This window comes from Cupriavidus sp. GW823-FHT06D04, from assembly GCF_058795055.1.
Genome location: NZ_JBXAHL010000076.1, coordinates 1 through 14,307, shown reverse-complemented (window position 1 = coordinate 14,307; position 14,307 = coordinate 1). Strand labels below are relative to the sequence as shown.

The following is a 14,307-nucleotide window of genomic DNA, read 5'->3' as shown; positions in this document are numbered from 1 at the left end:
GACCGGCGCTTTGACGTCAAACACCCGAGGTAGGAGCCGTATGCCCGAATCGGGCTCGTACGGATCTGTGCGGGGGGTGCTCAGTAATGGGCATTCCTACCGCGATTCCGGGCTTAGCGGCCCGCCCGATGCTCGTCTTCGCCGCCGCGCCGCTTGTGCGCCGGCGGCTTTTCTATTGCGCCGCCTGCGCACGCCTCGCCGACACGCTGCATCCAATACGCTCGCTGAACCACCGCGAAAACGCGCTCAGTCAGCAAGCCGCCCACCGACGCCGCGGGAATGCGGATATCGGGATCGAGCAGGACCGAGCGGTTGATCTTTGCCGCCCTCAGCTGCTGGTATGGATCCAGCCCCAGCGAACGCGCGACTTCCACGTAATTGGTCAGGCTGGCACTGCGCAGATAGTAGGACATGGGGGCAGATTCCGTGCTTTCCCTGGGTGTCCCGAAATGTAAATCTAATGTCCCGGATCGTCAAATTGCGAGCAGTCGTTCGCCGATACTCCAACCACTATCCAACCGGAGCCATCCGTGCAATTCCTTGACGATTCCCTGCACCCCGAGAACATGGACAAGGTGGTGATCACCGTGGCCCCGTATGGCCCGGAGTGGATGCCGCAGGACTTTCCCGAGGACATCCCCGTCACCATGGAAGAACAGGTCCAGAAAGCCGTCGACTGCTACAACGCCGGCGCCACGGTGCTGCACCTGCACGTGCGCGAACTCGACGGCAAGGGCTCCAAGCGACTGTCTAAGTTCAACGAGCTGATCGCCGGCGTGCGCGCCGCGGTGCCGGACATGATCATCCAGGTCGGCGGCTCGATCTCGTTTGCGCCGGAAGACGACGGCCAGGCGGCCAAGTGGCTGTCCGACGACACCCGCCACATGCTGGCAGAGCTGGAGCCCAAGCCCGACCAGGTGACCGTGGCGATCAACACCACGCAGATGAACATCATGGAGTTGCTCTATCCGGAATACCTGAAGGGCACCTCGCTGGAACACCCGGCCTATCAGGCCGCCTATCGCGAGATGACGGTGCCGGCCGGTCCGGGCTGGGTTGAGGAGCACCTGCGCCGGCTGCAGGCGTCGAGCATCCAGCCGCATTTCCAGCTGACCGGCATGCACGCGCTGGAAACGCTGGAACGGCTGGTGCGCGCCGGCGTCTACACCGGCCCGCTGAACCTGACCTGGATCGGCATCGGCGGCGGCTTTGATGGCCCCAACCCGTTCAACTTCTTCAACTTCGTGCACCGCGCGCCGGACGGCTGCACGCTGACCGCGGAGTCGCTGCTGAAGAACGTGCTGCCGTTCAACATGATGGCGATGGCGATGGGCCTGCACCCGCGTTGCGGCATCGAAGACACCATCATCGACCAGTACGGCAACCGCATGACCTCGGTGCAGCAGATCGAGCAGTGCGTGCGCGTGGCGCATGAACTGGGCCGCGAGATCGCATCGTGCAAGGAAGCCCGCGAGATCTACCGCATCGGCACCTGGTACGACAGCGCTGACGCCACGCTGGAAGCCAATGGCATGGCGCCCAACCGCAAGGCGGGGCAGAAGAACCTGCCGCTGCGCGCAGCCGCCTGACCCTGGCCGCGGGGCCGGCATACCGGCCGGCCCTTGCCATGCACTACCGGAGTTCGTGATGCATCACCCTGACGCCCTCATCAATCCCTGCATCAACATCTGCCGCATGGACCTCGCCAACCGCTATTGCCAGGGCTGCGCCAGGACACGGCTGGAAATCGGGCGCTGAGCGCAGATGAGCGAAGCCGAACGCGCGCAAGTGCTGGCGGCGGCGCCGGCCCGCCGCGGGCAGCGTGCCGCTACGGGCGCTCTGTCATGAGCCAGCCCGCCTCCCTCTTCATCCAGGTCGGGTTCGACCTGGTCTGCCCCTGGTGCATGATCGGCAAGCGCCATCTTGAAACAGCGCTGGCGCAGCTGGCCCAGCAACGGCCCGATGTAGCGGTCACGGTCGAATGGCGCAGCTGTCCCCTGTTTCCGACGCTGCCGCCGGCCGGCATCCCCCAATCGCAAGTTCAGACTGGCGCGGCTTGGCAGCGCCGAAGCCGTGGCGCTGCGGCAGGCGCAGGTATGCGCCGCGGCGCGAGAGGCCGGCATCACGCTGGAACCCGACCGCATCGAGGTGCTGCCGAACACCGTGCTTGCGCATCGCCTGATCCGGTATGCGCGCCAGGCTGGTGGCGAAGCGGCCGCATCCGCGCTGATCGACTGGTTGTTTGAAGGGTACTTCCTGCGCGGTGAGGACCTCGGCGATCCGCGCGTGCTGCACGCGGCAGCATCGCCTGTGCATGCCGATGCCGCAAGCGGCGGCGCCGGCCATTGCGCAAGACCTGGCGTGGCTGCCGCCGCTGCATGGCGAGGAGGTGCCGCTACCCAATCCCGGCCTGGGCGTGCCGCGCTTCGTGATCAACGGTGCGCCGCCGATCGCCGGCGCCAGGCCGCCGCGTGCCTTGCTGGAGGCAATGCTCCGGGCGCTGGCCCGCGCGTCTCCCGCTTCCCCACACCTGCCAGGCATCGCGCTCACCACACGGTGACGCCATGCCGGCAACGCTGGACAGAAGATCCATACTACATAAGGGAGACAACATGCCCACCCACCCTACATTCCTGCTGCGCATCGCCGCCGTGGCTGCCGGCCTGGCGCTGGCGGCCCCCGCTGCCATGGCCTGGACCAGCAAGCCGGTCCGGATGCTGGTGCCCGCCCCCGCGGGCGGCACCATGGACGTGCTCGCCCGCCTGCTGGCAGACCAGCTGTCGGCGGACCTTGGCCACCCCGTGGTGGTCGACAACAAGCCGGGCGCCGGCGGCGGCATTGCCATCACCACCATGCTGGCCGCGCCCGCCGATGGCCAGACCATCATGGTCACCGCCAGCAATGTGCTGACCGAGATCCCGCATGTGCTCAAGCAGGGGTTCGACCCGCTGAAAGACGTCAGGCCCATCGCCGCCGTGGCGCGTTCGCGCATGGTGATGATTGGCGCGCCTGGTCTGCCGGCCAAGGACCTGAAGAGCCTGGTCAGCTACGCCCGGGCCAATCCGGGCAAGCTCAGCTTTGCCTCGTACAGCGCCGGCACCGCTTCGCACTACGCCGGCATGATCATGAACCAGAAGGCCGGGATCGACTTGCAGCATGTGCCCTTTGCCGGTTCCGCGCCGGCGCTGACGCAGGTGATGGGCAATCAGATCGCGGTGATGTACGACGGCATGGTGACCTCGCTGCCGATGATTCGTGCCGGCAAGGTGCAGGTCTATGCCGTGGCGTCGAAAAGCCGCTCGGCGCTGCTGCCGCAGGTGCCGACCTTTGCGGAATTGGGCTACCCCGACATGGACTTCAGCAACTGGGTGGGCGTGATTGCGTCGTCGAAGCTGTCGCCCGAACTGGCCGAGAAGATCCACGCGGCTGCCTACAAGGCCGCGGCTTCCGCCAAGGTGCGTGACCGGATGGAGGCGCTCGGCTATGAGCCGTTGTCAGCGCAGCCCCTGCCGCAACTGAGCGAATCAGTGCGCGCGGAGTTCGAGCGCAATGCCGGCATCGTCAAGGCGTTCAATATCCAACCCTGAGTCCGTTCCCGGCAACGCAAAAGGGCAGCCTCATCCGAGGCTGATGTCGCGATGGCTGTAGCACACGCCCTTGGGATCGCCGGTGGTGCCCGTCGTGTAGAAGGTGACCGCGCGGGTGTTCTCGTCGAATTCGGGGAAGTCGAAGTCGGACGAGGCCGCGCTCAGCAGGGCCTCATACTCGCCGCCGAACGGCAGTGATGTCGGCGGAACGTGCTGGCCGTCGGCCAGCAGGACAAAGCTGCGCACGCTGGTCAGCTGGCAGCGGATCTCTTCCATCACCGGCAGGAAGTCCGGATGGAGCAGCACCACCTCGGCGCCGGAATCGTTCAGCGTGTACAGGATCCGCTGCGCCGACAGCCGCACGTTGACCGACCTGTCCCGGGCCCGGCTCGCCCGCTTCCATGTGTTCGTAGCGCAGCACTCCGGGGCCGCCGGTCTCGTATATGCGGACAACATTTGCCATTGTCTTGTCTCCTGGAGTCTCGTTGGTGCGGAACACGCTGCACATGCAGAGAACTGTAGGGATTGCTGCCCCGGCCGGCGTTGCATTGACTCCCGATGACTTTGCATTTCATGCCATGCGGCCCTATGATCGCTGCTGCGGCGGGCAGACCGCGCCCCCGATTGACATCTCATCGCAAGGCAACGCTGGCTTGGAAACCCTGATACGTGCTGCCGCACTGACCAACTTCCTCGAGGTTTCGCGCGACCTCGGCCTGGACCCGCAGCCGTTGCTGCGCCAGGCGCGGCTGCGGCGGGCCTGGCTGGACGATCCCGACCAGCGCGTCCCGGTCAGCGCCTGCGTGGCGCTGCTGGAAGCCGCCGCGCAGGCGTCGGCCTGCCCGACCTTCGGGCTGCGCATGGCGGAGTCGCGCCAGCTGTCGGACTTTGGCGTGATGAGCCTGCTGATCAGCCAGCAGCCCACGCTGCGTGCCGCGCTGGCCACCACCATCCGCTACCGGCACCTGGTCAACGATTCGGTGGCGCTGTTGCTTGAGGATGCCGGCAGCGCGGTGGTCATCCGGCAGGAAGTGCTCAGCGACGCGCCTTCGCGGCAGGCCACTGAGCTGGCCATCGGTGTCGTCTTCCGCATGTGCGCGCTGCTGCTGGGCCCGCGCTGGCAGCCGATCGGCGTGAGCTTCACGCATGCGGCGCCGGCCGACCTGCGCATCCATCGCCGCCTGTTCGGTTGCCCGCTGGAATTCAACGCGGACAGCAATGGCATCATCTGCCGCGCCGCCGATCTCGACGCGCCGAACCCGACGGCGGACCCGGTCATGGCACGCTACGCGCAGCAGTTCATCGACACGCTGCCCCGCGCCAACCCGCAGTCCGTCGGCCATGAAGTGCGCGCCGCGATCTACCTGATGCTGCCGATGGGCCGCGCCACCTGTGAAGCCGTGGCGGAAGGCCTGGGCCTGAGCCTGCGCACCATGCAGCGCCAGCTCGACGACGCGGGTGAGACCTTCACGGAGATCCTGAACGACGTGCGGCGCGAACTGGCGCGACGGTACGTGGAGAATCCGCGCTATTCGCTGCTGCGGGTGTCGCAGTTGCTGGGGTATGGGTCGGCCAGTTCGTTTACACGGTGGTTTTCGGCGCAGTTCGGGATGGCGCCGGCCAACTGGCGCAGGGATCATGCGGCGGGGTAGCGGGAAAAGGCGTCAGCCTGGTGGACGGGCCCGGCGTGCTGGCACCTGGTCCTGCTTGCAGCTTCCCAGTGCCTCTTCCAGGAACTGCATCAGCGCCTGCACGCGGGCCGTGCGTCCCCGTCGCGAAGGAACCAGCAGCGTCACCGGTGCGCTGTCGAATTCCCAGTCTACCAGCACGCGCACCAGCACGCCGCGCGCCACCGCGTCGGCGGCGTCCCATTCCGAGCGCAGCACCGGTCCCAGCCCCTGTTCGGCCCAGGCCCGCGCCACGCTGCCGTCATTGCTGGTGTAGGCCGGCACCACGCGCACGCTCTCGCGCGCTGATGCACGTCGCCGGGTGCCAGCCCGGCGCAAGCGCCAAAGCGTCACGTCCTCGTCATTCTCGCGGATGCAGATACAGGCATGCTCGAGCAAGTCGCGCGGCACGGCGGGCGTGCCGCGCTGGCGCAGGTAGGCAGGGCTGGCGCATAGCCAGCGCGTATTGGACGCAAGCGTGCGCGCAATCCAGGACGAGTCGCGCACGGCGCCGATATGGATGACGGCGTCCGAGTCATGCCGGTCGGGCCAGGGCGTTTCGCGTAGGTCAAGCTGCAGGCGCAGGCCGGGATGCAACTGGGCTAAGCGCGCCAGCAGCGGGGCCACATGGTGGGGCCCGTACCCGAACGGCGCGGCAATGCGCAGCGTGCCCGTCAGCCGGCTGTCCTCGCGCCGGAACGATTCAGGCAAGGCGTCGAGCTGTGCCAGCAGGGACGCACCCTCGCGCGCGAAGCGCTCACCCTCCGGCGTCAGGCTCAGCCGCCTGGCGGTGCGGGTCGCCAGCGCCAGGCCCAGTGTCGCCTCACCAACGACAACATCCTGATTCCTCCGCCACGCTGCGCAGCCTGGAAACGCCTGCGGCAGTGATCGACACCCCGCGCATGCTGCGCAATATCCACCGCATGCAGGCGCGCATGGATGCGCTCGGCGTGCGCTTCCGTCCGCATGCCAAGACCAGCAAATGCACGCCGGTTGTGCGCGCGCAGATCGATGCGGGCGCGAGCGGCATCACCGTCTCCACGCTGAAGGAAGCCGCGCACTTCTTCGACGCCGGCATCACCGACATCCTCTACGGCGTGGGCACGGTGGCGAGCAAGCTGCCCCAGGCGCTGGCGCTGCGCCGCCGCGGCTGCGACCTCAAGATCCTGACCGACAGCGTGGAGTCCGCCCGCGCCATCGTCGCCTTCTGCAACGCACACCGCGAGGCCTTCGAGGTCTGGATCGAAATCGATACCGATGGCCACCGCTCCGGCATCCTCCCCGACGACCCCGCGCTGATCGACGTGGCGCGCGTCCTGCATGATGGCGATGTGCGCCTGGGCGGGGTGATGACGCACGCCGGCTCCAGCTATGACCTGGACACGCTCGCGGCGCTTGCGGCCATGGCCGAGCAAGAGCGTGCCGGCTGCGTGCGCGCCGCCACGCGGCTGCGCGAGGCGGGCCTGCCGTGCGCGGAGGTCAGCGTGGGCTCGACCCCGACCGCGCTGTCGGCAGCCAGCCTGGAGGGCGTGACCGAGGTGCGCGCGGGGGTCTATGTGTTCTTTGACCTGGTCATGCGCAATGTCGGCGTCTGCACCGAAGACGAGGTGGCGCTGAGCGTGCTGACCACCGTGATCGGACACCAGCCGGAAAAGGGCTGGGCCATCGTCGATGCCGGCTGGATGGCCATGAGCCGCGACCGTGGCACGCAGAAGCAGAAGCACGACTTCGGCTACGGCCAGGCCTGCGCCATCGACGGCACCGTCATGCCCGGCTACGTTCTCAGCGGCGCCAACCAGGAGCTCGCGCCAAGGCACGGCTGATCCGGATATCGCTGCACGCTTGCCCGTCGGCACGGTGCTGCGCATCCTGCCCAACCACGCCTGCGCCACCGGGGCGCAGTTTCCCACCTACCACGCCATTGCCGAGGATGGCGCGGCCACCGAATGGAGCCGTCTGCATGGCTGGTAAGCACAACGATGAACACGGGGCGGTACGCACAGTCAGTCCCGCTTCGCTCGCCGCACCAGGCGGCCACTACAGCCATGCCACGGTCGCCGGCGGCCTGGTCTTTATCTCCGGCCAGTTGCCGATTGCACCGGACGGGCACAAGCTGGTCGACGCGTCGTTCGCCGCACAGGCGCAACAGGCGCTGGCCAACGTCGAGGCCGCACTGCTTGCCGCCGGCAGCAGCATCGCGGCGCTGGTACAGGTGCGCGTCTACGTGGACACGATGGACAACTGGCCCGCCTTCAACGCGATCTACGCCGCATGGGCTGGCGACGCGCGGCCGGCCAGGGCCGTGGTGCCCACCGGCCCGCTGCATTTCGGGCTGAAGGTCGAGGTGGAGGCTGTGGCGGTTGCGACCGTCAGCCCGGCGTCACCGCCTGGCGGCCTGCTTCGCGCAGCGCCAGCTCGGCATCCTTGATGTTGCCCAGCGGCGCGAGAACGGCCGCATCGAATGGCCGTACCGGCTGACCCTCGCGCACCAGCACCGGCCAGTCCGGATTCGCAAGGGCGCCGCGACCGAGCGCGACCAGCGTGGCGCCATCGTCCAGCAGGCCGGTCGCGCGCGATGGCTCATGCAGGCTGCCGTTGGCCACGATCGCGAGCCCGGGCGCGGCACGGCGTGCAAGCTGCACCAGCGTCGCGCCGTCGTCCGCGAAGGCGGGCATCCATGCCTCGTACTCCGTCACGTGGAGGTAGTCCACGGCGCTCGCCCCAAGCGCGGAGAAAACGGCGGCCGCGCCCTCCGCGCCTTCCGGCCACTTGTGGACGAAATCGTTCACCTTGCCTTGCGAGATGCGCACGCCGACGGGGAAGCCCGTACCCACGGCAACGCGCACCGCGCGGACGGTTTCCAGCGGCAGGCGCATGCGTTTCGCGATGCTGCCGCCCCAGGCGTCCTGGCGTTGATTTGTATAGCCCGTCAGGAACTGGTCCAGCAGATAGCCATTGGCACCGTGGATTTCAACGCCGTCGAAACCCGCGTCACGGGCCAGCCGGGCGGCCTGCGCAAAGCCTTCGATGGCCTGCAGGATGTCTGCCTCCTCCATGGCGCGCGGCATCCGGTATGGACCCTTGCCGGCATACACGGTCATCTGCTGCCCCTTGGGCTGCACGGCCGAGGGCCCGACCGTGTCGTCGCGGAAGCGGTTGGCTTGCGACAGCGCACCGGCATGCATCAGCTGCGCCACGATGCGCCCGCCCTGCTGGTGGACCGCGGCAACGACCTGGCGCCAGGCGGCGACTTGCTGCGCGTCCGTCAGACCGGGCTGGCCCGCATAGCCCTGGGCGTAGGCACGGTCGGTATAGATGCCCTCCGTGACGATGAGGCCAAAGCCGCCGCGGGCGAAGCCTGCGTAGTAGCGGGTCATGGCCTCGGTGGGAACGCCTGTGGCGGTGGCGCTGATGCGCGTCATCGGCGCCACCGCGAGCCGGTTGCGCAGCGGCACGCCGTTCAGCGCCAGCGTATCGAACAGCGAGGGGGTGGCGGGCGTGGTCATCGCGCAGCCTCTGTGGCCAGGGCGATGGCTTCGATCTCGATCTTCGCGTCCGGCGAGTAGAGCGCCGAGACCTCGACGATGGTGTCGGCCGGATAGGGGGCAGAGAACCATTTGCGGCGCAGTTCGACGATCTTCGGGAAGTGTGCCATCGACGTCAGGAAGATCGTCACCTTCACCACGCGGTCCAGCCCCGAGCCGCCCGCCTGCAGCGCGCGCCTGAGGTTGCTGAATGCCTGCTCGGCCTGGGCATCGAAGTCGTCACGGCCCACGATGGCGCCATCGTCGCCCACCCCGGCCTGGCCGGAAACAAAGAGGAAGCCGCCGGCCCGGATGGCTTGCGAAAGCAAATAGGGGGCATAGGGGTCGGGTTTGGTGTGGACTTGTTCCAGTGGCATTGCTGACTCCGGTAGATGATTTAGTAGAATTCACCTGATCGCCTGAGGGGCCATCCGATAGGTCGAGTATCGGAGCGGGACGAGGCAGCGACAAATGGTCGCTTTTCAGTCGATACATGAATACATCTCATCTAAGGAGGAGGCTTGCGCAAACTGCCGCCCCTGAGTGCCCTGCGCACCTTCGAAGCCGCCGCCCGGCGCGCCAGCTTCAAGCACGCGGCGGACGAACTGCACGTCACGCCGACGGCGGTCAGCCACCAGATCCGCTTGCTGGAAGAGAGCCTTGGCGTGAAGCTGTTCGAACGCCAGACCCGCAAGGTGCGCCTGACGCCTGCCGGGCATCAGTTGTTCCCCGCGGTGCGGGACGGCCTGGACGGGATGGAGCGCGCCGTGCTGGCGGTGCAGCGCAGCGGACAGACCAACGTTGCCACGCTGACATCGACGGTTGCCTTCATGGCCAAGCGGCTTGCACCACGTGCCGGCCAGTTCCGCGCGGCCTACCCTGACTGGACGCTGCGCCTGGATGCGTCGGACCAGATCGTCGACCTGGACAACGATGCGGACGCTGCCATCCGCTACGGAAGCGGCGACTACCCGGGCCTGGTGGTCGAGCCGTTGTTCTGCGACCGGTTTGCGCCGGTCTGCAGCCCGGGCCTGAAACTGGCCAGCATGCAGGATCTGAAGCACGCCACGCTGGTGCACTTCGAGTGGGGCGCCGGCGCACGCGATAACGAGCGCGCGCCGGTCTGGCGCCAGTGGCTGGCGCACGCCGGCGTCGAGGTCACCGATCCGCATGCCGGCCTCAGCTTTACTGACGAGATCCACGCCGTGCAGGCCACCATCGCGGGGCAGGGGGTCGGCCTGCTCAGCCTGACGCTGGTCGCGGAAGAGCTGGCCTCGGGCGTGCTGGTGCAGCCGTTCGGGCTGTCGCTGGAGAGCTTCCGCTATGACCTTGTCTACAGCGAGCGCGCCGCGGAGCGTCCCGCCACGCGGCTGCTGAGGGACTGGGTGAAGACGGTGTTCGCCGGTTAAGGGCTGGGCTACTGTTTGCCGTTCCCTCCGGCGTACACTGTGGCTCCCGATCTCCGTAGACCCATATCCATGCCTGCCCTGCGCACCCTCTATCCTGAAATCGAGCCCTATGAAACCGGCACGCTGGATGTCGGCGACGGGCATGTCATCTACTACGAGCGAGTGGGCACGCCCGGTGCCAAGCCGGCGGTGTTCCTGCATGGCGGGCCGGGTGGCGGGATTTCCGCGGACCACCGGCGGCTGTTCGACCCGGCGCGCTATGACGTGCTGCTGTTCGACCAGCGCGGCTGCGGGCGTTCGACGCCGCATGCGGGGCTGGAGGCCAACACCACGTGGCACCTGGTCGACGATATCGAGCGCCTGCGCGTGCTGGCCGGCGTGGAGCGCTGGTTGGTGTTCGGCGGCTCATGGGGCTCGACGCTGGCACTGGCCTACGCGCAGAAGCACCCGCAGCGCGTCAGCGAGCTGGTGCTGCGTGGCATCTACACGGTGTCGCAGGCGGAGCTGGATTGGTATTACCAATACGGCGTGTCCGAGATGTTCCCCGACAAGTGGGCGCGTTTCCAGGCGCCGGTGCCCGAGGCCGAGCGCGGCAACATGATGGCCGCCTACCGCAAGCTGCTGACCGGTGACGACCAGGACAAGCAGGTGGAAGCGGCGCGCGCATGGAGCGTGTGGGAAGGCGAGACCATCACGCTGCTGCCGGACGCCGGCAACAGCGCCAAGCATGACGACGGGCACTTTGCGCTGGCGTTCGCGCGGCTGGAGAACCACTACTTCACGCACCGCTGCTGGCTGGAAGACGGGCAACTGCTGCGTGACGCGCACAAGCTGGCCGACATCCCCGGCGTGATCGTGCACGGCCGCTATGACATGCCGTGCCCGGTGCGCTATGCCTATGCGCTGCACCAGGCGTGGCCCAATGCCGATTTTCACCTGATCGAAGGCGCCGGCCATGCGTGGACCGAGCCGGGCATCATGGACCAGCTGATTGCCGCGACCGATCGCTTTGCGGCGCAGCAGTAGTCGCGCGCCGACCACCACCGAAGATCACCACCGGAGACCACGATGGAGCTTTACGCCCACCCGTTTTCATCCTATTGCCAGAAGGTTCTCGTTGCGCTGTACGAGAACGCCATTCCCTTCGAGTTCAGGATGCTGTCGCCAGAACACGCGCAGAACATGGACGAACTCGCCAGGCTGTGGCCGCTCAAGCGCATGCCGGTGCTGGTGGACGGCAGCCGCACGGTGCTCGAATCGAGCATCATCATCGACTACCTGGACCGGCATCACCGCGGCCCCGTGCGCTGGCTGCCGGAGTCGCCCGACGCCGCGCTGGAAGTGCGCATGCTCGACCGCTTCTTCGACCAGTATGTGATGACGCCGATGCAGCGCATCGTGGCCGACTACCTGCGCCCGGCGGAGCACCGCGATGCTTATGGCGTGGCCGAGGCACGCAAGTTGCTCGATTCGGCCTACGCGTGGCTTGAGTCAACGCTGGCCGGCCGGGAATGGGCCGCGGGTGACGCCTTTACACTGGCCGATTGCTCGGCCGCGCCGTCGCTGTTCTATGCGGACTGGGTGCATCCGATCCCCGATGCGTGCGGCAACGTGCGCGCCTACCGCAACCGGCTGCTGGCGCGGCCATCGTTCGCGCGCGCGGTGGACGAGGCACGGCCCTATCGCCGGCTCTTCCCGCCGGGTGCGCCGGACCGGGACTGACGGGCAAGCTCAGGCAGCGTCAGCCCGATCTGCGCCGCCATGGCGCGATAGCCCGCGTCGCCGGGATGCAGGTGGTCGCCGCTGTCGAACGCCGGCAGCAGCGCCTGCGGGCGCGCGGGATCGCGCACCGCGGCGTCGAAATCCGCCACCGCATCGAACGCGCCGCCGTTGCGGATCCAGTTGTTGACCGCCAGCCGCACCGCTTCCTTTCCCGGGCTGTCATAGCCGCGGATCGGCGTATCGCGCAGCGCCCCCGCAAACGGCGTGATGGTGGCGCCGATCACGCGCACGCCGCGCGCATGGGCGCGCGCGATCAGGCGGCGGTAGCCCTCGATCAACTCGGCGGCCTGCGGCACCGCATCGCCCGGTGCAAAGGTGGAGCCCGGCCAGGCGATATCGTTGATGCCGATCGCCGCGATCACGGTGCGCACGTGCGGCTGGCTCAGTGCGTCGCGATCCAGCCGCGCCAGTGCGGACACCCCCATGCCATCGCGCAGCAGCCGCCCGCCGGAGATGCCCGCATTGAGCACAGCCACGCCGTTGCCGGCCGCACGCTGTGCCAGCACGTCCGGCCAGCGGCGGTTGGTGTCGGGGGTGGAGCCGTTGCCTTCGGTGATCGAATCCCCGACGGCCACCACGGCACCGGTATACCCGGGCGCATCGACCTGCACCTCGCTGAGCAGGATGCGCGCGCTGAACGACTGCGGCGCAGGCAGCGTGGCCTGCGTGGTCGCGTTGCCGGCCGCGAGCCACGCGGTCTGGCGCCCATCCCAATGGAACGACTCGATCGCGGTGGCTTGCGGCAGGTAGAGGCTGAGTGCCAGTTCGCCCAGCGCCGGGGCGTCGATGGCGACCGGATCGCTTGCCACGGACTGGCCCGCCGGGATGATCACCGACGCGCTGCCGCCGAACGTCACCGCGCGGCTGCCCGCCGCATCGATGCTGCCGCCGCCGGCATGGCGCGCGAGTTGCGCCGCGCCGACCGCGACCGGGTGGCGGCCGTAGGGGTTGGACAGCACCACGCGCACGCGCTTGCCGCCCACGCTGAGCCGCACCACCTGGCGCAGCGTCTGGCCGGACAGCACCGTGGGCACGCCGGTCGGCAGCGGCTGGGCGCCGGGCTGCCACACCGGCTGCTGGCTTGCCATCCAGCTGGTCAGCCAGGTTGGGTCCTGCAAGGGGCTGGCCAGTGCCGCGGTGCTGGCGAGGGTGGCGGAGAACGTCAGCGCAGTCAGGCAGCGCAGGATGCGGGGAATGCGGAACATGGGTTTGCCTCGGCTCGTGGACCGGCGTTGGTGCCGGGATGACGCCCAAGGTAGGGCATTCCAGAAATGACAGGTAGCAGGCAGAATGGCATATCGCTCATTCCGCGATGGAATGAATGGGCACAAGGAACGGCATGGACACCATCAGGGCAATGCAGGTCTTCGTGCGCGCCGTGGAGCTGGGCAGCCTGTCGGCGGTGGCGCGCGAGCAGCAGTCGACCCAGCCGACCATCAGCAAGGTCGTGGCCGCGCTGGAGAAAGACATGGGCGTGCGGCTGCTGGAGCGCAGCACCACCAGCCTGTCGCCGACCGAGGCGGGGCGGCGCTTCTATGAGCGCGCGCGCCGCGTGCTGGATGAATACGGCGAGGCGGTCAGTGATGCGCGTGGCATGTCCGGGCACCCGGCCGGGCGGGTGCGCGTCAGCGCGCCGGCCAGCTTCGGCGTGCTGCGGCTTAATGCGCTGGTGCTGGCGTTCCAGCAGCGCTATCCGGAGGTGGAGGTGGAGTTGCTGTTCGACGACCGCTTTGTCGACCTGGTGGAGGAGGGCGTCGACATCGCGGTGCGCCTCGGCGCCTCGCTGCCGCCCAACGTGGTCGCGCGCCGCATCGCGGTGTCGCCGCGGCTGCTGGTGGCCTCGCCCGATTACCTCGCACGCCATCCGCGTATCCGGCAGCCAGCCGACCTGGCGCGGCACCAGATCCTGCGCTTCACCTGGCTGGCCGCTGGCGACGAGATCGTGCTCGACGGGCCCGGCGGGCAGGCGCCGGTCAGCGCGCCCTGCCGCTACCGCGTCAACAACTCGCTGGCGATGCGCGAGAGCTTCCTGGCCGGCGTCGGCTTTGGCATGACGCCGGCATGGCTGGTGCAGGACCTGCTCGACAGCGGTGCCTTGCAGCACGTGTTGCCACGCTGGAGCGGTCCGGCGCAGGAAGCCTTCCTGGTCTATCCGTCGCGGCGCTACCAGCCGGCGCGGGTGCGGGTGTTGCTGGACTACCTGGCGCAGGCGATTGCGGGGTTGCCGGGGTTGACCAGGTGCGCGGCAAGCCTCGGCCTTTAGGCCTGAGCTTTACCCACATCCTATGGACCTGAACTGAAGATGCGGAACATTTCGGTAATCTCGTGGAGGACGAAG

The 14,307-nt window shown here is 68.1% G+C and carries 13 protein-coding genes and 5 pseudogenes; 12 read left to right on the top strand and 6 right to left on the bottom strand.

Features of this window, described 5'->3' with window-relative positions; genetic code table 11:
- Positions 1 to 251 precede the first annotated feature (251 nt).
- Positions 252 to 413 (bottom strand): annotated as a pseudogene (locus AC1Q7H_RS38930) (AraC family transcriptional regulator); the annotation flags it as partial.
- A gap of 117 nt (positions 414 to 530) precedes the next feature.
- On the opposite strand from AC1Q7H_RS38930, the gene AC1Q7H_RS38925 reads away from it, so the two are divergent.
- The 5 genes and pseudogenes from AC1Q7H_RS38925 to AC1Q7H_RS38905 all read left to right on the top strand — a co-directional run bounded on the left by AC1Q7H_RS38925 (position 531) and on the right by AC1Q7H_RS38905 (position 3,587).
- Positions 531 to 1,589, top strand: coding sequence for a beta-keto acid cleavage family enzyme (locus tag AC1Q7H_RS38925; protein ID WP_492382467.1), 1,059 nt, complete (start codon positions 531 to 533; stop codon positions 1,587 to 1,589).
- 58 nt (positions 1,590 to 1,647) lie between these two features.
- Positions 1,648 to 1,848, top strand: a pseudogene (locus AC1Q7H_RS38920) (DUF1289 domain-containing protein).
- Complete coding sequence (locus tag AC1Q7H_RS38915; RefSeq protein ID WP_330995910.1) at positions 1,845 to 2,246, top strand: DsbA family protein; 402 nt, start codon at positions 1,845 to 1,847, stop codon at positions 2,244 to 2,246. The pseudogene AC1Q7H_RS38920 and the gene AC1Q7H_RS38915 overlap by 4 nt, the downstream one beginning before the upstream one ends.
- Before the next feature lie 68 nt (positions 2,247 to 2,314).
- Complete coding sequence (locus tag AC1Q7H_RS38910; protein ID WP_228772797.1) at positions 2,315 to 2,560, top strand: hypothetical protein; 246 nt, start codon at positions 2,315 to 2,317, stop codon at positions 2,558 to 2,560.
- Between the two features lie 52 nt (positions 2,561 to 2,612).
- Positions 2,613 to 3,587 (top strand): tripartite tricarboxylate transporter substrate binding protein, encoded by a 975-nt coding sequence (locus tag AC1Q7H_RS38905; RefSeq protein ID WP_153956939.1) that lies wholly within the window; start codon positions 2,613 to 2,615, stop codon positions 3,585 to 3,587.
- A gap of 36 nt (positions 3,588 to 3,623) precedes the next feature.
- Here the strand turns inward: AC1Q7H_RS38905 and AC1Q7H_RS38900 are convergent.
- A pseudogene (locus AC1Q7H_RS38900) lies at positions 3,624 to 3,959 on the bottom strand (AMP-binding protein); the annotation flags it as partial.
- A 281-nt stretch (positions 3,960 to 4,240) separates the two neighbouring features.
- Between AC1Q7H_RS38900 and AC1Q7H_RS38895 the strand changes: the two are divergent.
- Positions 4,241 to 5,239: an AraC family transcriptional regulator gene (locus AC1Q7H_RS38895; protein ID WP_153956940.1), complete on the top strand. Its 999-nt coding sequence runs from the start codon at positions 4,241 to 4,243 to the stop codon at positions 5,237 to 5,239.
- Between the two features lie 12 nt (positions 5,240 to 5,251).
- Here AC1Q7H_RS38895 and AC1Q7H_RS38890 read toward each other — a convergent pair.
- A pseudogene (locus AC1Q7H_RS38890) lies at positions 5,252 to 6,079 on the bottom strand (LysR substrate-binding domain-containing protein); the annotation flags it as partial.
- A gap of 77 nt (positions 6,080 to 6,156) precedes the next feature.
- Between AC1Q7H_RS38890 and AC1Q7H_RS38885 the strand changes: the two are divergent.
- A pseudogene (locus AC1Q7H_RS38885) lies at positions 6,157 to 7,225 on the top strand (alanine racemase).
- Positions 7,215 to 7,682, top strand: a complete 468-nt coding sequence (locus tag AC1Q7H_RS38880) for a RidA family protein (RefSeq protein ID WP_153956942.1) — start codon at positions 7,215 to 7,217, stop codon at positions 7,680 to 7,682. The pseudogene AC1Q7H_RS38885 and the gene AC1Q7H_RS38880 overlap by 11 nt, the downstream one beginning before the upstream one ends.
- On the opposite strand, the gene AC1Q7H_RS38875 is transcribed toward AC1Q7H_RS38880, so the two are convergent.
- Together AC1Q7H_RS38875 and AC1Q7H_RS38870 are read right to left on the bottom strand one after the other, a co-directional pair.
- Positions 7,624 to 8,760: an oxidoreductase gene (locus tag AC1Q7H_RS38875; protein WP_153956943.1), complete on the bottom strand. Its 1,137-nt coding sequence runs from the start codon at positions 8,758 to 8,760 to the stop codon at positions 7,624 to 7,626. The genes AC1Q7H_RS38880 and AC1Q7H_RS38875 overlap by 59 nt on opposite strands.
- Positions 8,757 to 9,155 carry a RidA family protein gene (locus tag AC1Q7H_RS38870; RefSeq protein WP_013954035.1) on the bottom strand — a complete coding sequence of 133 codons (399 nt, stop codon included), beginning with the start codon at positions 9,153 to 9,155 and terminating at the stop codon, positions 8,757 to 8,759. Before AC1Q7H_RS38870 ends, AC1Q7H_RS38875 begins: the two co-directional genes overlap by 4 nt.
- A 144-nt stretch (positions 9,156 to 9,299) precedes the next feature.
- Between AC1Q7H_RS38870 and AC1Q7H_RS38865 the strand changes: the two genes are divergently transcribed.
- The 3 genes from AC1Q7H_RS38865 (at position 9,300) to AC1Q7H_RS38855 (ending at position 11,909) form a co-directional block, all read left to right on the top strand.
- On the top strand, positions 9,300 to 10,187 hold the full coding sequence (locus tag AC1Q7H_RS38865) for a LysR substrate-binding domain-containing protein (RefSeq protein ID WP_013954034.1): 888 nt from the start codon (positions 9,300 to 9,302) through the stop codon (positions 10,185 to 10,187).
- A 69-nt stretch (positions 10,188 to 10,256) separates the two neighbouring features.
- A complete protein-coding gene (pip, locus tag AC1Q7H_RS38860; protein WP_153956944.1) occupies positions 10,257 to 11,213 on the top strand; it encodes a prolyl aminopeptidase in 957 nt (318 codons plus the stop codon).
- 42 nt (positions 11,214 to 11,255) lie between these two features.
- Positions 11,256 to 11,909: a glutathione S-transferase family protein gene (locus AC1Q7H_RS38855; RefSeq protein ID WP_211979496.1), complete on the top strand. Its 654-nt coding sequence runs from the start codon at positions 11,256 to 11,258 to the stop codon at positions 11,907 to 11,909.
- Here AC1Q7H_RS38855 and AC1Q7H_RS38850 read toward each other — a convergent pair.
- Complete coding sequence (locus AC1Q7H_RS38850) at positions 11,867 to 13,174, bottom strand: SGNH/GDSL hydrolase family protein (protein WP_211979495.1); 1,308 nt, start codon at positions 13,172 to 13,174, stop codon at positions 11,867 to 11,869. The genes AC1Q7H_RS38855 and AC1Q7H_RS38850 overlap by 43 nt on opposite strands.
- 134 nt (positions 13,175 to 13,308) lie before the next feature.
- On the opposite strand from AC1Q7H_RS38850, the gene AC1Q7H_RS38845 reads away from it, so the two are divergent.
- Complete coding sequence (locus AC1Q7H_RS38845) at positions 13,309 to 14,232, top strand: LysR family transcriptional regulator (protein ID WP_013954030.1); 924 nt, start codon at positions 13,309 to 13,311, stop codon at positions 14,230 to 14,232.
- Positions 14,233 to 14,307: the final 75 nt, after the last annotated feature.